This window comes from Psychrobacter fjordensis (genome assembly GCF_904845995.1).
Taxonomy (GTDB): domain Bacteria; phylum Pseudomonadota; class Gammaproteobacteria; order Pseudomonadales; family Moraxellaceae; genus Psychrobacter; species Psychrobacter fjordensis.
The window spans coordinates 744,967-771,543 of sequence record NZ_CAJGYP010000002.1 but is presented as its reverse complement, the minus strand read 5'-3'; the positions used below and the strand labels follow the sequence as shown (position 1 = coordinate 771,543).

15 protein-coding genes and 1 tRNA gene are annotated in these 26,577 nt (G+C 43.2%); 8 read left to right on the top strand and 8 right to left on the bottom strand.

Annotated features, from left to right (window positions below; genetic code table 11):
• Positions 1-264 precede the first annotated feature (264 nt).
• On the top strand, positions 265-1,881 hold the full coding sequence (locus JMW61_RS11625; protein ID WP_201551447.1) for an NAD(P)/FAD-dependent oxidoreductase: 1,617 nt from the start codon (positions 265-267) through the stop codon (positions 1,879-1,881).
• A 433-nt stretch (positions 1,882-2,314) separates the two neighbouring features.
• Here JMW61_RS11625 and JMW61_RS11620 read toward each other — a convergent pair whose 3' ends face one another.
• From JMW61_RS11620 to arcD, 5 genes are all read right to left on the bottom strand, one after another.
• Positions 2,315-3,136: an alpha/beta fold hydrolase gene (locus JMW61_RS11620; protein ID WP_201551445.1), complete on the bottom strand. Its 822-nt coding sequence runs from the start codon at positions 3,134-3,136 to the stop codon at positions 2,315-2,317.
• 661 nt (positions 3,137-3,797) lie between these two features.
• Positions 3,798-4,751: a carbamate kinase gene (gene arcC / locus JMW61_RS11615; RefSeq protein ID WP_201551443.1), complete on the bottom strand. Its 954-nt coding sequence runs from the start codon at positions 4,749-4,751 to the stop codon at positions 3,798-3,800.
• A 66-nt stretch (positions 4,752-4,817) separates the two neighbouring features.
• Positions 4,818-5,828 (bottom strand): ornithine carbamoyltransferase, encoded by a 1,011-nt coding sequence (locus JMW61_RS11610; RefSeq protein ID WP_201551441.1) that lies wholly within the window; start codon positions 5,826-5,828, stop codon positions 4,818-4,820.
• 89 nt (positions 5,829-5,917) lie between these two features.
• Positions 5,918-7,162 (bottom strand): arginine deiminase, encoded by a 1,245-nt coding sequence (gene arcA, locus JMW61_RS11605; protein ID WP_201551438.1) that lies wholly within the window; start codon positions 7,160-7,162, stop codon positions 5,918-5,920.
• A gap of 143 nt (positions 7,163-7,305) precedes the next feature.
• Positions 7,306-8,742 carry an arginine-ornithine antiporter gene (arcD, locus tag JMW61_RS11600; RefSeq protein WP_201551436.1) on the bottom strand — a complete coding sequence of 479 codons (1,437 nt, stop codon included), beginning with the start codon at positions 8,740-8,742 and terminating at the stop codon, positions 7,306-7,308.
• Positions 8,743-9,425: 683 nt separating this feature from the next.
• Between arcD and JMW61_RS11595 the strand changes: the two genes are divergently transcribed.
• From JMW61_RS11595 to JMW61_RS11570, 6 genes are all read left to right on the top strand, one after another.
• Positions 9,426-10,499, top strand: a complete 1,074-nt coding sequence (locus JMW61_RS11595; RefSeq protein WP_201551435.1) for an HlyD family secretion protein — start codon at positions 9,426-9,428, stop codon at positions 10,497-10,499.
• A 114-nt stretch (positions 10,500-10,613) separates the two neighbouring features.
• Entirely contained in the window at positions 10,614-13,385 is a 2,772-nt protein-coding gene (rbbA, locus tag JMW61_RS11590) for a ribosome-associated ATPase/putative transporter RbbA (RefSeq protein WP_201551433.1), read from the top strand.
• Positions 13,386-14,504 (top strand): ABC transporter permease, encoded by a 1,119-nt coding sequence (locus tag JMW61_RS11585; RefSeq protein ID WP_201551431.1) that lies wholly within the window; start codon positions 13,386-13,388, stop codon positions 14,502-14,504.
• Positions 14,505-14,650: 146 nt separating this feature from the next.
• A complete protein-coding gene (locus JMW61_RS11580) occupies positions 14,651-16,120 on the top strand; it encodes an efflux transporter outer membrane subunit (protein ID WP_201551429.1) in 1,470 nt (489 codons plus the stop codon).
• A gap of 350 nt (positions 16,121-16,470) precedes the next feature.
• Positions 16,471-17,850, top strand: coding sequence for a glutamate decarboxylase (locus JMW61_RS11575; RefSeq protein ID WP_201551427.1), 1,380 nt, complete (start codon positions 16,471-16,473; stop codon positions 17,848-17,850).
• A gap of 9 nt (positions 17,851-17,859) precedes the next feature.
• Positions 17,860-19,647 (top strand): aspartate:alanine exchanger family transporter, encoded by a 1,788-nt coding sequence (locus JMW61_RS11570; protein WP_201551425.1) that lies wholly within the window; start codon positions 17,860-17,862, stop codon positions 19,645-19,647.
• A 323-nt stretch (positions 19,648-19,970) separates the two neighbouring features.
• Here the strand turns inward: JMW61_RS11570 and JMW61_RS11565 are convergent.
• The 3 genes from JMW61_RS11565 to JMW61_RS11555 form a co-directional block, all read right to left on the bottom strand.
• Positions 19,971-20,046, bottom strand: a tRNA-Arg gene (locus JMW61_RS11565).
• Between the two features lie 73 nt (positions 20,047-20,119).
• On the bottom strand, positions 20,120-20,929 hold the full coding sequence (locus JMW61_RS11560) for a hypothetical protein (RefSeq protein WP_201551423.1): 810 nt from the start codon (positions 20,927-20,929) through the stop codon (positions 20,120-20,122).
• 72 nt (positions 20,930-21,001) lie between these two features.
• Complete coding sequence (locus tag JMW61_RS11555; RefSeq protein ID WP_201551421.1) at positions 21,002-21,529, bottom strand: hypothetical protein; 528 nt, start codon at positions 21,527-21,529, stop codon at positions 21,002-21,004.
• Between the two features lie 504 nt (positions 21,530-22,033).
• Between JMW61_RS11555 and JMW61_RS11550 the strand changes: the two genes are divergently transcribed.
• On the top strand, positions 22,034-26,554 hold the full coding sequence (locus JMW61_RS11550) for an exodeoxyribonuclease V subunit gamma (RefSeq protein WP_201551419.1): 4,521 nt from the start codon (positions 22,034-22,036) through the stop codon (positions 26,552-26,554).
• Positions 26,555-26,577 lie beyond the last annotated feature (23 nt).

Here is a 26,577-nt window from a genome sequence, read left to right as displayed (position 1 = left end):
TAGCATCTGTAGCCCTAAGATGTGTTGAACATCAAAATTTTTGATCTATTCTCAAAAAGCCGTACTCGCAGTAAAACTAGAATTCAAAAGGATTTGGGCTATAAATCGCCAACACAGGTGTGAGCGATTATTATCGTTGAGCTGCGTCACTAAACCCTCCCAAATCCGTAAATTTACCCTGCGTAAGTAAAATATTTATTCGCTTATTTGCACCAGTACCAGTAAAATGCGAGACTGTTTTCTACACGAGTTTATGAGTAACCAATGATACGTTTAACTGAAATTAAATTGCCATTAAATCATGCACCTGAAGATCTAACGACTGCTATAACGACAAAACTTAAAATTTCTGCTGAGCAAATGGCGTCATTTGTGATGTTTAAACGTGGTTATGATGCCCGTAATAAAAGAAATATCCAATTAATTTATACGCTAGACATCACACTGACCGACTCGGATTTAACCCATGATTTACTGGTTCAATTTGATTCAGACAACCATGTTAAAGCAACACCAGACACCAGTTATAAATATGTAGGTGCAGCGCCAGATAGTTTAACTGAGCGTCCTGTTGTTATTGGTTTTGGACCTTGTGGTTTATTAGCAGCACTTACCTTGGCTCAAATGGGTTTTAAACCTATTATCATTGAACGTGGTAATGAAGTCAGACAACGCACCAAAGACACCTTTGGTTTTTGGCGTCAGCGTAAATTAAACACAGAATCTAATGTACAGTTTGGTGAAGGCGGAGCGGGTACTTTTTCTGACGGTAAACTATATAGCCAAGTGAAAGATCCCAATCATTATGGCCGTAAAGTCATGACTGAATTTGTAAAAGCTGGCGCACCAGATGAGATTTTATTTGTTAGTAAACCGCACATAGGTACTTATAAGTTAGTCACCATGGTAGAAAAAATGCGTGCCGAGATCATAGCGCTCGGTGGGGAAGTCCGTTTTGCGACTCGCGTAGACGACTTGCACATCACTGACTCAAAAGTAACTGGCGTGACACTTAATAGTGGTGAAACCTTAAAAACTAGCCATGTTGTTTTAGCTGTTGGTCATAGCGCCCGTGATACCTTCCAAATGATCCATGATAAAGGCGTGTATGTTGAAGCAAAACCTTTCTCGATTGGCTTTAGGATTGAACATAAACAGTCAACCATAGACCAAGCACGCTTTGGCGACAATGCTGGAAACGAGATACTTGGCGCTGCGGATTACAAACTGGTGCATCATTGTAAAAATGGTCGTTCTGTCTATAGCTTCTGTATGTGTCCAGGCGGGACCGTGGTTGCCGCCGCATCAGAAGAAGGCCGTGTTGTCACTAACGGTATGAGCCAATATTCAAGGAACGAGCGTAACGCTAACAGTGCTATTGTGGTAGGCATCGACCCAGAGCGAGATTACCCAAACCACCCACTTGCCGGTATCGACTTACAAAGACAGCTAGAAACCTTAGCGTTTGAATTAGGCGGCAAAGACTACAGTGCACCAGCGCAAACTATTGGCGACTTCTTAAAAGGTAAACCAGACTCAGAATTAGGCGATGTAAAACCCTCTTACACACCGGGCATTACCTTAACCGACTTAAGCAAAGCACTGCCAGACTTTGCCGTAGACGCCATACGTGAAGCCATTCCAGCATTTAATAAAAAAATCAAAGGATTTTCATCTGATGATGGTTTACTCACTGGCGTAGAAACGAGAACATCGTCACCAATCAGCATTAAGCGCAATAAAGAGTTCCAAAGCATTAACACTAAAGGACTATTCCCGGCTGGCGAAGGCGCTGGGTACGCAGGTGGCATATTATCCGCAGGGATTGATGGCATTAAAGTGGCCGAAGCTGTGGCAAAATCGATGTTGAACATAGAGTAAGAGCGGCTCTAAACTGTAAGCAAATACTAATATTAAAACGCTTACCTAGATAAAAATATGCGATCGAAAAAGCCTTTCAAGCTATGAGATATAAAGCTTGAAAGGCTTTTTTGATTTTGGGTAATATGGCAATTAAGATAGTAAGCAATTAGTTGTTAAAAGGCAATAAAGAATCCTTGTGAGAGGCTTACAAGGGTTTAGATAATTACTAATCATATCTTAACTGGTGCGCTTGTTAATAGTAAGCGATGGTCTTAATGGTCTTTTATACCAAGCTGTATTTTACGGAAGTGTTGAAAGTCCATTTCGTATACATGTCTACGGTTAATTCTCTGTAATGGCGAACGGCACAATAAAAACGCTACATCGAACAGAAATATAGCATTTCTGTTCGATGCAGCACTGTGTTGTATGTCTCCGTACCACTCGTACTTTAGCTTAGAAACTGGTTGATATGCTCACCAATTTCATCAGGCTTCTCATCAATTAACCAATGAGCGACATCTTTAATCCAGACAAGCTCTGCGTTTGGAATCGCTTCTGCCAGCTTTGGTGCATATTCCGGTTTCTGGAAAGGGTCTTTATCACCCCACATGATGAATGTCTGATGCGGAAGGTTGCTAAGTTCGTCAGTAATGGCCTGAGTATATTCTTTGTTCAACCGTCTGAGATTGCGAAAAAAGGCATGCTTGCCATCTTCAGTTGACCAAGGTTCGAGATACATCTCAATAAGCTCATTCGTCATGACGCTCTTATCATATACACCTTTTGGTAGGAAGCCTCGCATCATACTTAAAAAGTCCTCTAGACTCATCTCCGACTCAGCACCAGGTTCCTGTAGCGGCTCAAAATCTGGGATAGGCCATGAATCGAAGCAGATGCTATCTATCAAAACAAGCTTTCGAACTTTCTCTGGATAATTGACAGCTATCAACTGAGCAACACCTCCACCAATATCATGCCCAACAATATCTGCTTGCCGCGCACCTAAGACATCCATGAGTTTTACAATCATGTTGCTTTGCGCATTAATGGACACATCTGCGCTTTTTGGTTTTGCAGATTTCCCATAATTGAGAAGGTCGGGGGCGATGACCCGATGTGTTTTTGCAAGTTGTGGAATAATATGTCGCCACATGAGGCTATTTGTTGGAATCCCGTGCAGCAGGATTATTGGACTACCTGAACCCTGTTCCAAAAATGCAATCTTATGCCCGTCAATGTAGGTATGGTTTTCTGTTATTTGGGTGCTCATAGCATCCTCCTAAAGATGAATGTTAATAATCGTGAAATCGTTCTACGGAAAGGGGAGACAGTTTTTGTCAGCTAAGACAAGCCTATAACCGACCCCAACGTTATAATAGTAATGTGAAGGAATTCTTCAGGAAGTATGCGGTCTCAGTGATCAACGGCAACACGGCTATCAAAAATAGCACCAACTGTGTACGGATCTTTGTTTATAAGAAGCTTAGTATAATCCCATTATTTCCTATTCTTCGTGCTCAATAAAAAGCCTAATGCAATGGCTTCATTCAAATAACGCGACTGTATCAAAGACTGTCGTACTGAAAGTTGTACTGAAGTGAGATAAACCAACCTGATGAAAGTGATATTAATCATACATCAATAACAAAAGTATTATGGCATCGGCCGTTATAGGTTTGTACCTCAACCGTTAGTAGTTTGTTGAAAGGTGTAAGAGATTTATAGTGTTAAGGCCTGGCTTAGATTTAGAAAACCACCTTCAGTCCCAGCAACGGTAATAGATATCGAAATTAAAAACATTGATATTGAGAAGAGAAAATTAGCAGATACCGTCAAATTTGAGCAAACCAATATCAGACTGCTGAGCCGGTTATTTCAGGAACGACTCAAAAAATATTTTATATTGTAAAACTACAGATTAAATCGAGGGTTTACTCTGTGTTCTTCGTAGATACAGCGGCATATGTGAGACCTTCATACTCCGTTGAGACAAGAGTACCGCCACCTCCTTCAAGTGTCTGACCAATATTGGTCAGTGAGCCGATAATAGCGGTGTTTCCAGTAGCACGCGCAAACTCGCAAGCCGCTGCAACTTTTGGTCCCATAGAGCCCGCAGGAAGATCAAGCTCACTTAATGCATCTGGATGCGCCTGCAAGATACCTCGTTGTTTGTCAGTCCCAAAGTCTGTATAAACATACGCCACATCCGTGGCAATCACCAATAACTCACATTCAAGGCTACGGGCAAGTAACGATGCGCACAAATCTTTATCGATTACTGCCTCGACCCCTTGTAAAAAGCCGTCTTCATTAAATGCCGTTGGGATACCACCACCACCTGCACAGATCACAATCGCGCCTTTTTCAAGCAGCCACTGTATGGGTTTTAGCTCAAATATTTTTTTAGGCTTAGGGCTTGCAACCACTCGCCTAAAATATTGACCATCGGCTTTAACAACCCAGCCTTTTTGCGCACTTAGCTTTTCTGCTTCCTCTTTTGAGTATACAGGGCCAATAGGCTTGGTTGGGTTGTTAAAAGCAGGGTCTTTACGGTCGACTTCTACTTGAGTGAGTATGGTGGCAATGGATGAGACTCTCGGCAGGACATTCCCAAGCTCTTGCTCGATGATGTAGCCAATCATACCTTCCGTTTCTGCGCCCAAAACGTCTAATGGGTAAGTATCGACTTCAGTGTAAGCCGCGCCTTGCAACGCAAGCAAACCGACTTGAGGGCCATTACCATGAGCAATGACTAACTCGTTACCCTCCGTGACCTTGCTGATTTGTTCAGCGGCCGTCTTGATATTTTGGCGTTGGTTTTGAGCAGATAACGGCTCTCCACGTTTTAATAAAGCATTACCACCTAAGGCAATTAGTAACCTCATGATATTTTCCTACGCATTATCTTCAGTTAACGTCATATCAGTAGCACGCGTTGCTAATGTTATACATTAGATATTACCAAGCGCAGAGACTAGAACGGCTTTAATCGTATGCATACGGTTTTCGGCTTGCTCAAATGCGATGTTGTAAGGTGATTCAAATACCTCTTCGGTCACTTCGATACCATCTGCGAGCTGTGGATATTTTTCAGTAATTTTTTTACCAACCTCGGTATCTGAATTATGAAAAGCGGGCAAACAATGCATAAATTTCACTTTTGAGTTACCAGTGGCTTTTATTAGATCCATATTGACTTGATAAGCCATTAGCGCATCGATTCGCTCAGCCCAGCTCTCAATAGGCTCACCCATCGATACCCATACGTCGGTATGAACAAAATCAACCTCTTCTGCCGCCGTTTTTACATCTTCGGTGATGGTAAGACGCGCACCTGATGCTTTGGCAAAGTCTGCACAGGTGGCCAAAAAATCTGCTTCAGGCCATAAGTCTTTAGGGGCGCAAAGGCGTACGTCCATACCCATCTTAGCGCCCATTAAATATAATGAGCGGCCCATGTTATTACGTGCGTCACCAAAATAAGCATACTTAATCTGATGGATTGGTTTGTCGGTATGCTCACGCATGGTCATTACGTCTGCTAGCATTTGTGTGGGATGAAACTCATTCGTTAGGCCATTAAAAACAGGAATATCTGCATATTCTGCTAACTCATTGACAATCTTTTGACCGAACCCGCGATACTCGATGGCATCATACATACGGCTCAACACACGAGCGGTGTCTTTCATGCTCTCTTTGTAGCCTATTTGTGATGAGTTCGGGCCAATAAACGTCACATTGGCACCTTGGTCATATGCCGCTACTTCAAAAGCACAACGAGTGCGGGTTGAGGTCTTCTCAAAGATCAGCGCAATGTTTTTGCCCAAAAGATGTTTTTGTTCTGTGCCCGAGCATTTTGCTCTTTTTAGGTCACGAGCCATATCCAAAAGATACGTAAGCTCGCGTTCACTATGATGCATAAGACTCAGTAGATCACGATTGTGAAGATTGAAACTCATGATGGTTCCCTAATTTTTAGTATGTGTTTATTTTGGATGGACTATCACTGTATTTGGCACCGCTATGAGCAGGTAGGGTTCAATATGCCCTAATCTGTTGGATCACGAATGATAGGACAAGTCATGCAGTGACCACCGCCACGGCCACGGCCCAGCTCGGAGCTTGGAATCGTAATCACTTCAATGCCTTGTTTACGCAGTAACGTGTTGGTATAAGTATTGCGGTCATAAGAGATGACAACGCCTGGCTCAAGGGCAAGGACATTGTTACCATCATCCCATTGCTCACGCTCAACTTCGTAGCTATTGCCGCCTGTTTCGACCACTCTTAATTTATCGACCCTTGCGGCTTCTTCTATCACTTTCAAAAAATGTCTGTCATCTTCGCGCACATCTATACCGTGTGGCTTGCTTTCATCAGGACGAATATGAAAGGTCGTAATATGATCTGTCACTGCTGGAAACACGCTGACTAAATCAATATCGCAAAACGTAAACACGGTGTCCAAATGCATTGCAGAACGTTGCTTAGGTAGGGCCGCTACGATGACATGGTCAACCGAACCATCGATGAATAAAGTTTTGGCCAGTCTGGTAATCGCTTGTTGTGACGTTCGCTCACCCATACCAATCAGCACGGTTTTGTTGCCGATAGGCATGACATCACCACCTTCTAAACTACAGCCACTGAGATCTTCTTCAGTGTCATCCATCCAAATTTTGAAATCAGCGCCTTTAAAGTCTGGATGAAATTTATAAATAGCAGAAATAAGGAGCGTTTCTTGCTGGCGAGCGGGCCAATACATCGGGTTGAGCGTCACACCGCCATATATCCAGTTTGAGGAATCGCGAGGAAACTGAGTATTGGGCAGTGGTGGCAATACAAACTCAGTCGTACCTGACAGTGCGGATAATTTTTTGAGTGACGCCCCAATATCATTCGGTAACTCTTCAGTGGTGACACCGCCAATTAAAAATGAGGACAGTTTCTTGTGCTCAAGTTTGGTCAACCAATCTCTCACTTCGCCAGCCAATAAAGTACCGACATGATTATCAGTGATTTTATGATCCATAATCCACTGCATGGCATCACTATTATCAAGGGTTTGTGCAAGCAGTTGATGCATCTCAACCACCTCAATATCGCGATCTCGCATCTTTGTGACCATATCATAATGATCACTTTTGGCTTTGCTAACCCACATGACATCATCAAACAATAAATCATCGCAGTTTTGTGGTGTCAGTCTTTGATGGGCAAGACCTGGAGAACACACCATAACTTTGTGTAATTTACCGACTTCTGAATGAACACCTAAAGATTTGTCAGACATTTTTGTATCCTTATGCGGTTTGGGTGCAAGTATCTCACCACTGTTTAGAGGACGAACAATCTAAAAAAGTAACTGATGTGACAATTACGACGAACGGATTTTCTGGTGATTACAACGGTAAGGCATTTTATTTAATAGGGTCACTACAAGCTTAACGTACCGCTGTAGAGGCCATAGGCTGCATAGATGGCACTGACAGTAATGACGGCCAGCACCACTTTTTCGGCTGTATTGAACAGCTGATGCTTGTGCTCTCTGCGTGCTTTTATATAGAGAACCACACCAGGAAGATACAACAAAGCGGATAGTAAAAAGTACTGAATACCAGCGGCATACAACAGCCAAATACTATAAAACAGCGCGGTTACCCCAATAACAATGTCTTTTTTGGCACTCTCGGATGCTTTGTAGCCCTCTTTGCGATAGGCCACCAAAAATCCATAGGCAGCAGAAAAGAAATAGGGAATCAAAATCATGGAAGTGGACAGATAAAAAATATTGTTATACGTGCTTTTACTAAAGTAGGTGATGACTAAGAATAACTGTGTCGCTGCAGAAGACACCAATAGTGCATTTACCGGCACATCAACGGCATTTGTTTTATAAAAGAACCTCGGCATGGTTTCGTCTTTGGCGGCAACGAATAAAACTTCGGCACAGAATAGCGTCCAAGCCAATAAACCACCGAGCAGCGAGACGACCAAACCGACTGAGATAAAGGTCGCGCCCCACGGGCCAACGGCATACTCCAGCAAATAAGCCATCGAAGGGTTTTTCATCGCTGCCAGCTCAGGGAGTGATCTAACACCCATTGCTAAAAAGTTAACCAGCATTAATAGTACTAACGTAAAAATGAACCCCAATACGGTGGCTTTACCAATATCGGAGCGTTTTTTGGCGCGTGCAGAATAGACACTGGCCCCTTCAATACCAATAAATACCCATACCGTCACCATCATCATGTTTTTAACTTGATCAGGGACTGACCCTAGATCCGTCTCTCTGCCCCAAAAGTCGCTATTAAAAAGATCCATATTAAAGACCGTAAAAATAATGACAATAAAGGTGAACAACGGTATCACTTTGGCGATCGTAATCAACGTATTGACTGAGGTAGCCGTCTGGATACCTTTGGTAATCATGAAGTTGTATGCCCACAATAATACAGAGGCACCCACCAATGCCGTTAGGGTATTGCCATCTCCAAACACATTAAAAAAATAACCCAGCGTACTAAATATCAGCACGTAGTAACTGACGTTGCCCAACCAAGCAGAGAGCCAGTAGCCCCATGCAGAGTTGAAGCCCATATAGTTACCAAAGCCTGCCTGCGCGTAGGCATAAACCCCACTGTCAAGTTCAGGCTTGCGATGTGCTAAATTTTGGAACACGAAGGCAAGCATCAGCATACCGATGCCAGTGATGATCCAACCAATCAAGGACGCACCAGGGCTTGCGGTTTCAGCGATGTTTTGTGGTAATGAGAATATACCGCCGCCTATCATAGAGCCTACGACAAGGGCAATGAGTGCAGTAAAGTTTAGGTTTTTTTCGGATGGATTATGCGTTGTTTCAGACATGGTGACGACCTTTTACTCTCTGATTGAGAAATATATGAAAGCAACAAAATAGATATGGCCTTGAAGAATACTTAAAAACATTGTTTAATATATGAAAACCCCATAATATTAGCATGGATTATTATACATTTGCTAGATGAATGATTTTTGCTTGTAATTTCTATGTGTCTATATCAACCAAACAGCCGTGATATTTGACGGCAAAGGTATTTTTCACGGCAGTATCTTTTGTAAAAGCTATAACTCAGATAGGCTAAAGCTCATAAGGTTAGATTTTGTGGAACGTATGATGATTGAGAATAGATTCAGTTTCTGATGGTTTATTGAGGTGGTATCGAGTACCATAACCACAATAAAATTATGGATTTATTGGTATTTCTGACTAGGTCGTGTCCTAATCGGCCCAATATCCGATGAATCAACTGTATTGCCGAACACCTTATATACATCACTCAGCATCCTGCATTAGCGTAAAAAGTGTCTTGTGCTCACAAAGCGCTAATATTGCCCGTCATGGTGATCGACACGAGGTGTGCTTGAGCTGATTTCCTACACTCAACACGCCCTATACTAAAAATCATTAAAATTTTTAAATTGAGGACATGCCCTAATACGGTTAAAAGACGTATGGGTTGGTTATTTTTTGTTTTATTTCCGCATATAAATAATATATAGGAACCGTTATGAAAAAAGCATGGGTTTTGATTCTATTGCTTGTCGTGGCCGCCGCTGCTGGTTGGTATTACTGGCAACAGCAGCAGCTTGCACAAGCCCTGCCGCTAGGAATAGTCAGCTCAAACGGTAGATTGGAGCTTGAGCGGTTTGATATTGCTAGCCTTTATCCAGGCAGAGTCGAGCAAATGCTGGTGGCGGAAGGAGAGGATGTCGAAGTCGACCAGCTGCTTGTGAAGCTGTCTTCCTCACAAAGCGAAAGTCAGTTAGTGGCGGCACAGGCAACCGAGCAGCGTGCACATGAAATGGTGTCGCAGGCACGGGCGGGTCGTAAGCAAGGAGAGCAGGCAATGGCGCGTGCTAACGCCCAAATCGATGCGCAGATTGAACAGCAAAAAATAGCCAAAATGGAGTTGGATAATGCTCGCAAGATGCGCCGCGAAGATTTGGTGTCAGATTCAGAAGTGACCAAACGCCAAGCGGCCTACAATGGCGCGGTTGCGGTCGTGCAGGCGGCGAGAGCAGCGTATGCAGAAGCACAGGCAGCTGTTCAACAAATTGACGCTCAAGTAGCGGAAGCAAACGCTGGTGTCAATCAGGCCAAAGCTCAAGAAAAATCTGCCGCATCGATGAATGACGATATGTTGATACGCAGTCCTAAAGCGGGCCGTGTGGAATACCGAATTGCCGAGGTTGGTAGTGTGATTGCAGCAGGTAGCAAAATGGTCAGCCTGCTAGACACAGAAGATGTATCTATGACTCTTTTTTTACCTAACGGGCAGATGAGTGGCCTACGAGTCGGTAACGACGCGAGAGTCGTGCTGGATGGTCTGGACAGTGTGTGGCCCGCAAAAGTATCGTTTATTGCATCACAAGCACAGTTTACGCCCAAGTCAGTGGAAACACAGAACGAGCGCGAAAAGCTCATGTTTAAAGTGCGTATCAAGTTACCTGTGGCAATAGCCAAAGAATACAAAGGCCTACTCAAAGGCGGCATGACAGGTAATGGTTATGTACGTAGCAATACCGACGTAGTATGGCCGAGTAATCTTGCTATAAACCTTCCCAAAAAAGGCCAATCCTAGTTTCTCACGCTCGAGTATGACAGCAGAAAATGAGGTCATAAATTATTCAGAGGGTTTTACAACCGAAGAGTTATCTTTATGAATAAATTAACGATACAAACTGTGAGATAACGTATGGATAGCCAACATACCGCCGTTGAAATTAACACTGTGTCACATACATATGGCAAGACGGTTGCTCTTGATAATATTTCCCTAAATATTTTAGAAGGGAGCACCGTTGGGCTAATTGGTCCTGATGGTGTCGGAAAATCAACGTTGTTGTCTCTTATTGCAGGGGTCAAGGTCATTCAAAATGGCTCCGTGCAAGTATTCGGTAAGGATATGGCAGAAAAATCTGCACGTGAGGCGCTGTCAAAACATATCGCCTTTATGCCACAAGGCTTAGGGCATAATCTTTATCCAACCCTGTCGGTATATGAGAATGTGGAGTTTCATGCGCGACTGTTTGGATTGAATGCGCATGAGCGCCATGTGCGAATAGCCCGTTTGCTTGAGGCAACAGGGCTAGCACCGTTTCCTGATCGTGCGGCTGGCAAGCTATCGGGCGGAATGAAGCAAAAACTGAGCTTATGCTGTGCGTTGGTGCACAATCCTGACTTATTGATTCTTGATGAGCCAACCACAGGGGTAGACCCTCTATCACGCCGTCAATTCTGGTCATTAGTGGCCTCGCTACAAGCTGAACGTCAAGAGATGACGGTCATCGTGTCGACAGCCTATATTGATGAAGCCAAAAATTTTGAATACCTGCTAGCGATGGATGATGGCAAGCTCTTAGCCAATCAGCGGACGCAAACCGTCATGACAGAGCTGAATGTCACGTCACTTGAAGAGGCTTACATCAAGCTATTGCCACCAGAGAAACAAACGAATGCAGGCGCGTTGGTTATCACGCCATTTGTCCCTGATCCTGATGCACCGCCCGCTATTGAGGCAAAAAATCTAACCAAACGTTTTGGAGATTTTACAGCGGTTGATAATGTCAGCTTTTGTATTGAGAAAGGTGAGATTTTTGGTTTTTTAGGCTCTAATGGTTGTGGTAAATCGACCACGATGAAGATGCTGACTGGATTGATTGATAAAACAGAGGGCTCAGCCAAACTGCTGGGTCAATCTATCGATGCAAATGATATAGCGACAAAAATGCGTGTCGGCTATATGTCGCAGTCTTTCTCGCTTTATGAAGAATTGAGCGTACGTCAAAACTTAGAGCTGCATGCAACCCTTTATCAAATAGAAGGAGAGCGTGGACAGCAAGCTGTAAAGGATGCGTTAGATAAGTTTGACCTCAGTGCTGTGGCGGATACAGCGCCAGCCTCGTTGTCACTGGGTATCCGCCAACGATTACAGTTGGCAGCGGCTTGTCTGCATCATCCGGAAGTATTGATTTTGGATGAGCCAACCTCAGGCGTCGATCCTGGTGCTCGTGATATGTTTTGGCGACAGCTATTGACGCTTTCACGAGAAGATAAAATCACGATATTTATCTCTACTCATTTTATGAATGAGGCCAGTCGATGCGATCGCATCTCTTTTATGCACCGTGGTCGCGTGCTGGTCGTTGGTACACCGACAGAGCTGACACGTAATAAACAAGCAGAGGATCTCGAAGAAGCCTTTGTAGAGTATCTGCTTGAAGATGAGAAAAATAACACTGAACCCACCAGCCCAAAAGACTCGACTGAAAACACACCAACAGAATCAGCGACCATAGCGTCTGAACCTGATAGTCAAACCAACGAAACCGACACGTTTAAGTATTGGTTTACCACTGTTTGGACATTTGCCACGCGTGAATTTAAAGAGCTATTACGCGATAAAATCAGGCTGTTTTTTGCTATTGTTGGACCCATTATTTTGATGGTCATGACTGGTTGGAGTATCTCGTTTGATGTGCATGATTTACCTTATACGATACTCGATCAAGATCACTCTGTACAAAGTCGACAGTTAACGGAGTACTTTTCGGGCTCAGAATATTTTACATCTACGTCACCCGTACGCTCTATAAAAGCAGCCGAATACGCGCTTAGAAGCTCTGAGACGCAATTGGTCATTGATATTCCAGTGGATTATGGACGTGATTTATTGGCCAATAGACAACCAGAAGCGAGCTTTTACATTGATGGGACAGTGCCATTCAATGCGGCCAATATTGAGGGCTATGTAGGAGGGATTATGACGATATATATCACAGACCTTCTTCAAGATACTGGCTTGCCTATTGATTTAGACCCTGCCGCTGAAGTGGTTCCGCGCTTTATGTATAACCAAGACTTTAAAAGCGTGAATGCAGTCATCCCCAGTGTGCTAATGATGATACTCATGTTGATTCCAGCAATGATGACCACGCTGGGAGTGGTGCGTGAGCGCGAAATTGGCTCAATATCAAACCTTTACACGTCACCAGCCAGTGTGCCTCAATATTTGCTCGGGAAGCAGCTGCCTTATGTCGCTCTAGGGCTGATCAATTATCTCATACTTGTGCTCATGGCCATATTTTGGTTTAAAGTGCCTATCAAAGGCTCTTTTTGGGCAATGTCTTTTGGCGCATTGCTGTTGGTCTATGTGTCAACAGGATTGGGGCTTTTAGTGTCTAGCTTGGTTCGCACACAGGTGGCAGCGCTGTTTGTTACCGCTATCGTTACTCTGATACCCACCATTAACTACTCTGGGTTGTTGTACCCGCTATCTAGTATGGACGGCTTCGCTTATGCCATTGGTGTTGGGTTCCCCGCATCTTGGTATCAGCGTATCAGTATTGGCGGCTTTACCAAAGGGCTGGGTTGGTCTAGCTTTTTGACTGAGTATATGGTCTTGACAGCTTTTGCCTTGGCATTTATCACACTTGCCTCTATTTTCCTGAAAAAGCAGGAGGTATAAATGCAGACTTTTAAAAATATCTGGACGTTGACCATCAAAGAATTACGCAGTCTATTTGGAGACAAGATACTGTTTCTCATGATTGGCTTCGTGTTCTCTGTCACTATTTATACTGTGGCAGAAGGCATCAATACGGATGTACGTAATGCGCCTGTAGGTATTATAGATTTAGATCGCACAGCACTGACCAGACAAATTCAGTATGCCCTACAACAACCTTACTTTCTACTTCCTGTCGATGTAAAACGCGAAGATGTTGGTGAATTGATGGACAAAAGTAAGCTGATTTTTGTGTTGGAGTTTCCACCTGGATTTGAAAGAGATGTACTTGCTGGACGAAAACCGCAAGTTCAGCTGCTAATTGATGCGACCACCATGACTCAAGCAGGTATTGGGCAGGCTTATATTATCCAAATATTCAATCAGGAAGTGAGTAATTTTTTAAAACAAGCAGATCCACCATTATTGGTCAAGCCAGTACTAAACATGGTATTTAACCCAAATGGAGACAGCTACTGGTATACACCAGTTATGGAAGTGTGCAATATGATTGCGCTCTTGGCAATAGGGCTGTCTGGTGCTGCCGTTATCCGTGAACGCGAACGTGGCACCATCGAGCACCTTTTGGTGATGCCCGTTAATACAATAGAAATCGTGATTTCAAAAATACTTGCCAATGGCTTGGTGATTCTATGTGCCTCCATGTTATCGATGGTTTTTGTAGTCCAATATCTGCTTGGTATTCCCATTAACGGATCACTGCTTTTATTCGGTAGCGGTGTGGTCGTGTATCTGTTCTCCATATCTTCTCTAGGCATTATGCTGTCAACCATAGCACCGAGTATGCCGCAGTTTGCCTTACTAATGTTGCCCGTCTTGGTCGTATCGTTACTCTTATCTGGCTCTATAGCACCGCGCAGCAATATGCCCGAAGCGGCACAAATGATAAGCGAGTATTGGCCTACGACTCAGTTTGTCAGCTTTACTCAAAATGTTTTATTCCGTAATGCTGGCTTGGACATTGTTTGGCCTGAGCTATTAGTCATGACAGGTATCGGCGTCGTGTTTCTTATTTTTGCTTTAGTACGATTTAAAGCAATGCTTGAAAAGCTAGGATAATGTGCAAAACAGGCTGGCCCAATTTGGCTCAATAAAAGTCAGTTATACATATAACGATATCTTAAGAGACGTTATAGGGCGTGTTTGATATTCGACCATGGCACTGAATTAAAAATAATGATAGAGAATATAAGGAGAAGAAGCGCATGTTTCCATTATCCAAAATTGTGAGTTTGGGAGCATTGGTCTTGATCTTAAGCGCCTGCCAAAGCACACAGGTTGTACGCCAAAGTGACATTTCTATTCCGACAACATTTGACGAAAACAAAGCGGCGAAGGGCAGTCCAGAAATTAGCCACTGGTGGCGACAATGGCAAGATCCGCTATTAAGTCGTCTGATAGAGCAAGGCTTACAAGACAGCCCCGATATCCGTATCGCTGAAAGTCGTTTTGCAGAAGCAGTGGCAATCAGTCGTCTTGCCACTGCTGATCTTGGGCCACAAGCTGGCGTCAATGCTTCAGCGGGCATTATAAATGGTTCGGCTCATCTGTCTGCAAATGACAACCTCAGTCGTCTATTGGGTGCTAGTACAGCGCTGCTGGAGACGCACCAAGATATAGACAGCAGTCATGCTAATGCGGGATTCTCTGCTGCGTGGGAGCCTGATATATTTGGCAGAAAACAAAGTGATGCTGATGCCGCCCATTATGCGGCGTTGGGTGTACAAGAAAAAGTATATGGCGCGCAAATGTTATTGGCAGATCAAATTGCTGATCACTATTTTCAAGCCCGTGCCGCCCAGCAGCGTGAAGTCATTACCGCCCGCAATGTAGAGATATTGACGCGCTTTGAGCGATATATAAAAGGGCGTTTTCAAGCGGGTCAAGTCACCATGTATGAAGTCAATAATGTCCAAAGTAAGCTCAATGCCATGCGTGCGAAAAAAAGCACAATCAATGCAGAATATGCCACACACGTACGTAGCATTGCCGTACTTATTGGGGAAATACCGCAAGGTTTTGAGTTGCCTTCCGCGACTGTAGACATTCTCAATCATCAACCGAGTGCGCCCAGTGGCCAAACGCCACAAGGGTTGCTAGAACGTCGTCCAGATCTGCGTGCCTATGGCGCACAAGTCAATGCCTATTCTGCCAAACTGGCAAGTGCCAAAGCCGATCTGCTGCCACGTTTCTCCATTCGTTTTTTAGGTCAAGGCGGGCGTATTGACGTTGATAGTGATGTGCCAGATTTGAAAGGTTGGGGCAGTATATTGAGTGTGGGTATACAGGTTCCCATTTTTACAAACGGTCGGATTAAGGCCAATATTGACAGCGCAGACGCTCGTTTGCAAACGGCGCTGCTACAGTATGATCGAAGGCTACTGCTCTCGCTTAGTGAGGTGGATAATACCTATCAAGCACATCAGGCACTAGAGCAGCAACAAAAATTGCTGAATAAAGCGTATCAGCAGTCTGTAAAACGAGCAAATGATGCTGAAAAACTGTTTCGTTATGGTTATCAAACGTTAGATGAAGCTCTGACAGCGCAGCTCGACTCGGAACAAATACAAGAAAACTTGATTTACTCGCAGCTTGCTCGAGCACAAATGCTACTGAACCTTTATAAATCACTAGGAGGAGGGTGGATGGAAAATGTCACTGCGGAGGCATCGTAAATTCAGATAGCTTATGAGTGATCTATGTTGAAAAAACTGTAGAACTATCACCAAGACTACAAAACAAGGTTCGAAGCCATCAGCGATATCACTAAAAATGCAGTTTAGTTATTATCGTCTGGCTGCGTAACTATGATTTTCCAAGTTAATGCCTACAAATATAGCCCATAATTTAGTTAGTTAATTTAAATATTTATTTAAGATAAATATTACTTTGTTTAACAATAACATAACTGTCATATAAATTTAACTTAACAATAAGGCAACATATTCTAAACTTGCAAAGGTATCTAATATTTATAGGTCGACACACACAATGATTTTTCAATCATATAAAGGAACGTTAGATTATGCCTTTACACAACCGAAATCGGATAGATCCTATTAGCGAAGACGTTTACGAAGACCCAATGAGTAATACGCTACTCAATAAATTTCAATTGCCTCAAAATAGTACCCAGCCAGAAGTTGTTGCTCAGTTTATAAAAGATGAGCTGCTTCTCGATGGCAATGCCAAGCAGAATCTGGCTACATTTTGTACAACATGGATGGAAGATGAGGTTCATGACATCATGGACTTATGTGTCGATAAAAATATGATTGATAAGGATGAATATCCACAGACTGCTGAAATGGAAGCACGTTGTGTTCATATCTTAGCGGATCTATGGAATAGTCCACAAGCTCATACGACTCTCGGTTGCTCAACTACGGGCTCATCAGAGGCTTGCATGCTTGGCGGATTAGCCATGAAGTGGCGTTGGCGTCAAAAACGCGAAGCAGCAGGATTAGATGCCTCAAAGCCCAATTTGGTCGTTGGGCCAGTACAGATTTGCTGGCATAAATTTGCGCGGTATTTTGATGTTGAGCTTCGCCAAATTCCACTTGAAGGTAATGAGGTTAGTACCAATCCCGAAAAAATAAAAGACTATGTTGATGAAAATACCATTGGTGTCATTCCTACCTTAGGTGTGACTTACACTTGTGTGTATGAAGACGTCGCTGCGATGGCGAAAGAGCTAGATGATATTCAAAGCGAAAAAGGATGGGACATACCTATTCATGTAGATGCCGCTTCGGGTGGATTTATAGCGCCCTTCATTCAACCTGAACTTGAGTGGGATTTTCGTATCGATAGAGTGAAGTCTATCAATGCGAGTGGTCATAAATACGGTTTGGCACCACTAGGTGTCGGCTGGGTAGTCTGGCGCTCAGAAGAAGACTTGCCAGAAGATTTGATATTCTATGTCGATTATCTAGGTGGAAACATGGCAACCTTTGCGCTTAACTTTTCTCGACCAGGTGGTCAAATTGTCGCGCAATACTATAATTTTTTACGATTAGGCTTTGAAGGTTATAGAGGTGTTCAACAAGCCTGTGTAGATACCGCTCAATGGTTAGCAGACGAAATCTCAAAGTTAGGTCCGTTTGAGATGTTTTATGATGGACGAGGTGGTTTACCTGCCCTTAGTTATACCCTAAAAGAAGGAGACTGGGGTTTCAATCTCTATGATTTATCTGACAAAGTTCGCCAGCATGGTTGGCAAATAGCCTCTTATCCACTACCAAACGATCGTCAGGACACCGTCATTCAACGTATTCTAATTCGTCATGGTATCAGTCGAGATATGGCCGCGTTGTTATTACGTGATATTAAAGCCGCTGTTGGATACTATAAAGCGCATCCAGTTTCACACTCTAGCTCTACTCGTACCTTTCATCACACATAGAAGAGCATTATGAGTAATCCTACTGTAGTCGGTCAGATATTCGATAAGATAGAGCCTGTTACTGCTTCAGGCTTACATGGATTTTTTCAACTGCTGGATAATCAGCCCATAGTATTTATCTTGTTATCATTAGCTTTAGGTACTTATATTGGTAATCGTAGCATCAAGAATATCTCTTTAGGGTCAACAGCGGGTACTTTGCTGGTGGGGGTTGTGCTTTCGATGATTGCACAATCTGCTTATGATATTACTTATGCCATACCAGGGGTTCTTTCAACCTTTATGCTCCTTCTTTTTATGTATGCTTTAGGGCTTAAAGTTGGACCTCAGTTTTTTTCTGGATTAAAAAAAGGCGGTTTGGCATTCATTAGTATCGGCGTCATTGTTTGGTCATTAAACTGGGTTATCTGTTTTTTTGGGGCAAAGTTTGCAGGCTTAGCACCTGGATACGCAACAGGACTTATCTCTGGCAGCTATACCATAACGGCCATACTAGGAGTGGGGCAAGGCGCTTTATCAAGTGGTGCCTATATACCACCGTCAGGAATAACCGCGGAAGAAATTGGTGCTAATATGGCCGCGGCCTATGCCGTTAGTTATGTCTTATCCACTGTTGGTATCATTTTACTCATTCGCTATTTACCTAAGATTTTTGGTTACAACTCTGTTGAAGAGGCTAAAGCCGCTGAAGCTGATTATAATGGCGGCGCGACAGACCCTTTACCTGGAGCACCTCAGGCGTTAACGCTGGGTTTTTCAGCGTATGATTTACGCGCCTTTTATGTGACTCACAAAAACATTCTTGGCAAAAGTATTTCAGCGTTAGTCAAAGAATATCCGCAAGCGCCTATCTTACGTTTGGTTAGAAATGGCGCGATTGTAGAGTTGTCAGATGATCCTATCGTTCAACTGAACGATATCGTTACGGTTAGAGCCAATATTCACGATTTGATTTTTGTAGACAATGAGCTCATCGGACCTGAAGCGGATGATCAATTGGCCCGCAATGTTCCTATAGAAGTTGCAGATATTCACATTGGCTCTCATGATATTTCAGGTCAAAATATTGATGACCTCAGCGAGTCTGGAATAGGAGGCGTCACGGTTCAAGCTTTATTTAGAGCAGGTAATGAAATCCCTTTAGGTCCTAAAACACAGATTTCTTTCGGCGATGTGATTAGATTGGCAGGTCCGGATGTGGCCTTAAAAATGGCAGGGAAACGCTTGGGAGGACGAGTAATATTACCAACCATGAAGTCTGAAATAATTTATCTTGCCGTTGCGATGGTTATCGGATATTTAGTCGGTATTATAACGGTGAAAATTTCAGGTATCCCATTTGCACTAGGAACTTCAGCAGGGTGTATTCTTGCTGGGATTGCCGTTAGTTATTTTCGCAGTCGTAACCCTGAGTTTGGTGGTCCGATACATGAAGGCGCAAGAAGTTTCTTGCAAGATTTTGGTTTAAACGTTTTTGTGGCAGTTTTAGCTGCTAATGATGGGCCTAAAGTCATTACAGCCTTACATGGTGACACTCTATTATGGCTAGCAGTAATTGGAATAGCAGGTGCGTTAATACCACCGCTCGTTGCCTTCTGGATAGGGGTGAAATTTTTTAAACTTAACTCAATCATTGCTGATGGTGCCGCCACTGGCGCTAGAAATAGTACACCTGGACTAAATGCAATTATGGAAGGGTCAAAAAGTTCAGTTGCTGCTATACCTTATCCCGTCAGTTATGCGCTTACGACTGTTTTAGCCTTGATTGGTGGTTATATTTCGATGATTTTATCTTGAGTTTTTAGGACTGAAGTTAGTAGAGGATAGTTATTTCAAAACCCCGATATTGATAAGCTTACCTAATAATAAAGGCCTGAGAAAGCTATAGATCTTATACTGAACTGCCCCAAGATTTTTGGAGCATCAATACCCTAAAGAATGAGCGTTGAAATTAACGTTTCAGTATCCTGTTTAAAAGTATGTTCAGATACCTGCTAGAATTCCTTTGAAATGCTTTTATGCAAAAGTATCGTAAGTTATGATTTTGACATATTAAGACATTAAAAAACCCCACAGCGTATAGGCTATGGGGTTTTTTAATGTCTTCTAATATTATTTGATGGTGCGCCCACCAAGACTCGAACTCGGATCGATCGCTTAGGAGGCAACTGCTCTATCCTGTTGAGCTATAGGCGCATTATGGAGTGACATTGTAGAAAAAACCAACTATAAAAGCAATCAACAAAACATAAATAAAGACAATTTATGCTCACTCGCCATTGCTAAGGGCATCAGCGACATTGGTTGATCCAGTTTCCGATACTTGTTGTGTACGTGATGTTGGATTAAATAGATCATTGACGCTGTTTTTATAGCCTTCAATATTATAATAATCGTATTCTTTTAAGATATCTTGTCCTGTGCTTGAAAGTAAAAAGTTGCGGAACGTAATAGCAGCCGTATTATCTGTCAAAATAACCCCTTCAAGCGTTTTCTCATCTTTTAACGCATAGCTAAAAGAATTCAGAGTGCGTGCTTCTATATTAATATTACCCTCAGTATCTCCCTCATCTTCATCACTAAACAGATTTTCTTGACTGAGCTCATCTGCACTGTTGGTAAGGATGTTACTTTTCTTGATTTTATCTTGAGCAGCTTTAAGCTCTGCTTGCAACGGTGCGAGTCTTTCTGTCGATAACCTATCATTAGCGATAATCATATCGACATCAAATATAAATTTTGACGGCTTGCTAGTATCGTTATCTACTAAAGTTAGTATGTCGCTTGCAGGGACGTAGTTTGCCACTACCTGTATGTGAGGATATCGAGACTCGAATCTAGCAATGATATCGTCTAGAGGTATCTGTAGACTTTTTTCCGCTTGCAAATATATAGCACTATCATTCAGTGAATTTGCATCATCTTGAGTAGTGGTAGCTGTCGATTCATTTTTGTTTGCCATGATTGGTAAAGGGTCTGTATTTTTGCGGTTACTGGTATATAACCAAGCAAAGATGGCAATGAAGATGACGAGTAGTAGTAAAATCAGCCCGGCTAGCAGCAGTTTGTAGTCTTTCATGTATGACTGCTCTTTTTTTAATTATTTTACGTTGGGATTAAATAAAAAGTTGTGATGGATTTATAATATATTTTAGATCTTTTGATGCAATACCTCATCCGCTAAATCTGCGAGCATGTCTGCGAAAACATCTGTTTCTAAAGGTAGCGTTGTTTTTTGCTCGTTATTGTCCTTACTTAGCTGGTTCTCTGTGTTTGATGATACAGGAGGGGAGTTTGAAGACGAAACAGATGGATTGTCTGTTGTTCTTGCAGGTGTTGTTTGATGCGCAGCTAAAGGTGACTCACCTGAGATAAGTTTGTCTGTCAGCCATTTAAAGCCATGTGCTTCCCACCATGCTTCAAAGCGTGGTAACGTGCTCCCGCGCACAGCGACTGGTAAGTTTAATGTGCGAAGCTTTTGTGCCAGTATAGGGTCGCTAATGGCTTGATGAATACTAAGATAGAGCGATTTACTATCATCAGTGTAAGGTTGCCTGTTTTGCCATGATCTATCATCAATTTTCATACGTGGCAATTGCCACAGTTCACCGCGATAGTAAACAACGTACAAACGTCGTTTAGGGTGAACAAAAATGGCATCAATAGGGCGCAAGGGCATAATATTTCGTTATCCCGTTGATAAAAAAGGGTGAGGGTCGATAAACTAGAACATTTATTTTGACACAAATGACGATAGTGTTTTTTGATTATTACCATTCGACTGAAAACGACACTAAATGTCGCGAACAGTTATAATGCTAGCATATATACTAGTAAACCATGGCTATCAATGGCACACTAATCATCAGCGTATTTTCATCATTTTTGTGGGTCAATAACCAACGATAGCTGTCGTTATCTTTATAGTATATAAAACCGCAATATTAGCAGAAATAAATGCTGACCACGACTGCAAAATATAGATTAACCAGTGTCGTTCAGTATATCCTTACTTTCGCTTTATATACCTAAATAGTTTTTCAAATCTAAGAATGACATATTTACATGGTTATTATAACAAGTTTATTTTATCTAAATTTTTGCTAAAACGATAGATACCTCAAGACCTCCAAGCAAGATTCGTTCGTTTTGCGCTTCCATACTTCCAATCAGATTAGTGTCTATGTTTACCATTATTCAATCACACCGTACCGAAAACCTTGTAGATCAACTGCTTATACAATACCAGTCTAAGGAACAGCCTGTTTTTGAGCCTTTTATTGTCATTGTACCCTCAATGGTATTGGGGGATTGGTTGGATAAGACGATTGCCAGTCGCGCTGGTATTAGTACATTGGTGCGGACTAAGTTTTGGGGTCAGTATCAATGGACATTGATGCAAGATGTGTTAACCCGCCATAACGCTTCTTTACTAGCGCAAAATCCTGAAACGGAAACTCTGAATGTGCCAGAAGTGGCGGTGTTGTCACCAACGGTAATGCAATGGCGACTGTTCGGGTATTTGACTTATTATCAAGAGTCGATTGTGGCAGATGAAAAACATCCGGTTCATCCATTACTGGCGTCTTTGATTGATGAACCGCAGGCAGGCGCTCAACAAGACAGCTTACAACAGAACAATTTACAGCAAGACAGTGTGCTAAAAGACAATGTGCGACAGGATAAAGCGCAACAAGATGCCCGTATTTGGCAGCTGGCAAGTGATTTGGCGAGGGTGTTTAACCGCTATTTGACCCATCGTGAAGATTGGCTAGCATTATGGTCGCACAACGAGCCGCTGAATGTAGATGAGTTGATAGCAGATAAAGATGCACTGTCACTGCGCTTTGATAAATATGCGCGTGGCACGCCTGAGTGGTTGGTCGAGCATTATGTTGAGTTGGAAGTTGCCCAACGATTCTTGTGGGCGCATTTGTTTGCTGATGTTCATCTACACCGTGTGGCACTGGAGCGTGCGTTCTGGTCGGCTTTAAAAAGTAACAAGGCGAATGAGCGTGACCAGTTGCCAACCATACTACGTATTTTTACCATTCAGCAATTACCACAGACCGAGCTGGACTTTCTACAGCGCTTATCGCAATACATGAATATCACGCTATTACATTACAATCCATCAAAGCTGTTTTGGGCAGATATCGTTGATAAATCATGGTTACAACGCCAGCAGATTATTAATCCCGAAAGCGTGTTTTTGCGTGATTACGGCCACAGCTTGCTGTCGCGCTTGGGTAAGCAGTCGCGTGATGCTTTTGCCATGCTTGCCAACTTGTCGGGTAATGAGCAGTACGACGATGCACTGGTTGAATGGCAAGATAGTTTTGATAGTGGTTTCAATGATGAGGTTGCTGCTGAGTATATTGATGATGCTAGTAGCGCTCAAAATAGTCCAAGTTTGTTAAGGCGTTTACAGAACGATGTGCTGATGCTTGATGAGCAATCGACCCAGCAAGCAACGGCTGCTACAGTCTCGCAAGCAGTGAGCAAGCAACTAGATCCGAGCTTTGATGAAGATAAGCCAGCAACGGCTTGGTATGAAGATGAGGCGTTAGAGAATAAGCGCTTTGAGATAGACCGTTTTTGGGCAATCTCTTCTCAAGATAATAGCCTAAGCATTCATTCGTGTCATAGTTTGCAACGTCAACTTGAAGTGTTGCGTATCATGATTGGCCGCTGGTTGAACGAACCTATCAAACTGGGTGAGAATAAACGCCATATCTCTGACATTGTTGTGCTGCTACCCGATGTTGAACGTCATCATGCGCTGATTGGCTCTATCTTCGTCAATGGTAAGGGTCAAGACGGTTTGACCTTGCCTGCTAAAGTGACGGGTGTTGTCGATGCAGATATTCGCCAGTTATGGGAAGCCATTATCGGTTTTTACAAACTATTGGGTAGTCATAGTGCCCGTTTTGAAGCGGCTGAAGTCTTGGACTGGCTCATGTTGCCTCCTTTATTTGAAAGCTTTGGGCTGACTCATGAACAAATGAGCCGTGGTTGTGACTTGTTGGTAGAGGCAGGCTTTATTCGCGGTTTCGACGAGCTGCATCTTAAGCAAACGTTGGACAGTAATGATTACGACTATCGCTTTAGCTTTGCGCAAGCATTAGATAGATTGACCTTAGGTCTGGTCATGCCAGAGGCTGAGTTGAGCGGCTGCTTGTATCCTTTAGATGAGGATGAATGGCCAAGTACAGCTTTACCAGAAATGACCTTACCGCTACCACAAGTGAGCCTAAATGATGCGCTGATTGTTGAAGCGCTTTGCCGTATTTATACTGGCTTGGTCGCACGACGTGATGACCATACACAAAAAATGAAAGCGGAAGACTGGCTCGAGCAGATTGAGACACAAGTTATCCATCGCTACTTTGGCGATGTGGACCAAACGCGTACCATGCGCGCCATTTACAACGCGATGAATGGTTTTAAATCAAGTCTACGAGCCAATCGTCACTATAGACAGTACGCTAGTGGTGATATCGACAACAGAGAAGTGGAGCAGAGGCTGGCAGGTGTGGAACAATTGCCGCTCAAGCTGAGCTTTATGCTAGACAGTATCGAAGCGGAGCTAGAGAGTCAGCAGGTCAGTGCTGAGCCAACTGGGGTAATTACCTTTGGTCGGTTTGGTGCATTAAGAAATGTGCCGTTTGAGCTGGTGGTTATGCTCAATATGGATCTCTCTGAGTTTCCTGGGCGTGACCGTGACAACCGCTATGATTTGATGAAAGCGACCAATGCCCGCCGCGGTGACAGAGTTAGTGAAGATGATGACAACGGCGCATTTTTAGATGCGCTATTGTGTGCGCGCAGTGCTTGCTGGATGTTTTATAACGGTCAAAGCTTGACGGACACCCATGAGCATCTGCCAGCCAATCCAGTGAGCGAGCTATTACAGTTCTTGCAAGGCGAGGTGCAGTGGCAGGTGAACTCGCTTGAGACATTGCCTGAGAATATTGATCCCACCACCGAAAGTCTCAAGCGCTATTTGCCTAAATTGATTAAGCAGTGGCTAGTGACTGAGCATCCTGCATTGCCTTTTCATGAGAGTCTGTTTGAGACAGAAATGGAAGGCGATGATGTTTTTGAGCAAGCGTCTCCTGATATTGATGCTAATGCTAATGCCAACGTTAATATCAATGCTCAGGAGACTAACCCTGCCGATATGATTGATGAGTTGGATACTTTATTAAATACAGCCATGCGCAAAACCAAACTGGCTCAGAAAAAACAGTTTCCGCCTGCGCCGCTTTGGCAAGCGGTGTTTGATACATTGAAGGGGAGAGTATCTAGCGAGCCTATGCAACTGGTCGGCCTACCCACAAAAGCGCAGTATGAATCAATCGCTCAGGTGCTTGGTCAAGGCTTAGGTCAGCTAGGTCAAGTAGACAATCAAACCTTGTCTGCATTGGCTGAATTGTTGGCGCTAGATACAGCTGTTGATGCTAGCGATGTCAGTAGCATGACGGAAGCGCTCATCCAAGATTTATCTGATAGCGTATTTAACATCGGAGAGATAGATATTGAAGGAGTGTTGGCTTACCAAGTGCGCCATCCTGCCAAAGCATTCTTACGGTCTCAAAAAGTGCATGTGGTGCAAGGTGAAGAAGCGCTGTCGCAGCAAGAGCCGCTATTCTTGGACAGTCTGACTACCTATCAAATCAAAGATCATTTGATTAAACAGTTGGTTACTGATGAGAATAAGAAGAATGATAGTAATGCAGCGGCTGAAACCATCACTCCAATCCTGATGTATCAAAAAATCATGCCCGCTGGTGTCGCTCGCCAGACCACGCTACCCAATCAACAAAAGAAACTGCAACAGCAATGTCTAGACTTCAAAGAGCAGTTAATTGCTAATGGCTTTGATGAGAGCAGTATTCTCAATGAGGGTGAAGCAGATAGCGCCATTATATTACAGCTATTGACGCCAACCGCCGAACATCCTGTTCAGATAGAACTAAAAAATATACTGAGTAGCACTGACAACGAGTCAAGTAATCAGACGAATATAGAGGGTATAGAAACACTGTTTAAGCTGTTGCCGAAAGTCATTAAGATAAAGGGCTCAGTACCAATATCAGCACCCATATCAGTTATTCAGGCAGGCGTGCCTTATGCTCAGCAATCGCCTAAGCAATGGTTAAATATACTGCCCAATTCTGCTAGCCCTAGGCATTTGCTCAAGTTTTGGTTATCACATTTGTATTGGCAAGTGGCCAGAAGTACCACTGCCGAGCAAGTGGCATTAAATGATGGCGTAAGTATTTGGCGCTTCAATAAGGCCAGCTCGCAGGTTAAAAAGTATGACAAAGCAATCGCATTTAAACTAAGCCCAATTGTCTATGAAGACGCAGTAATTGAGCTGATAAAATGGGCGTTTTTTGGCAAGTTAACGGGTCAAGTGCCTATTACGCTATTACCAGAATATGCACTGAATTACCTTGATAAGTGCGCAAAAGTCGAAAAGGGGGTTAGCTATTGGCCAAAACGTGCCGACTTCTCGGACTGGTTAAGACCTAACTATAATTCAGATACGGTATACGATACTTGCTCGCAGCATGCCATTTGGCAATACGTACTGCGTGACCAAGATGCGTTTAAGGCTTTGTCAGCAGCGTTGACTACATTAGCTCAGCCACTGTATGAGCCGATGTTTAATGCGTTAACTAACTTAGATGGTTAGCTCATTATCTAAAGCAGCCCCTA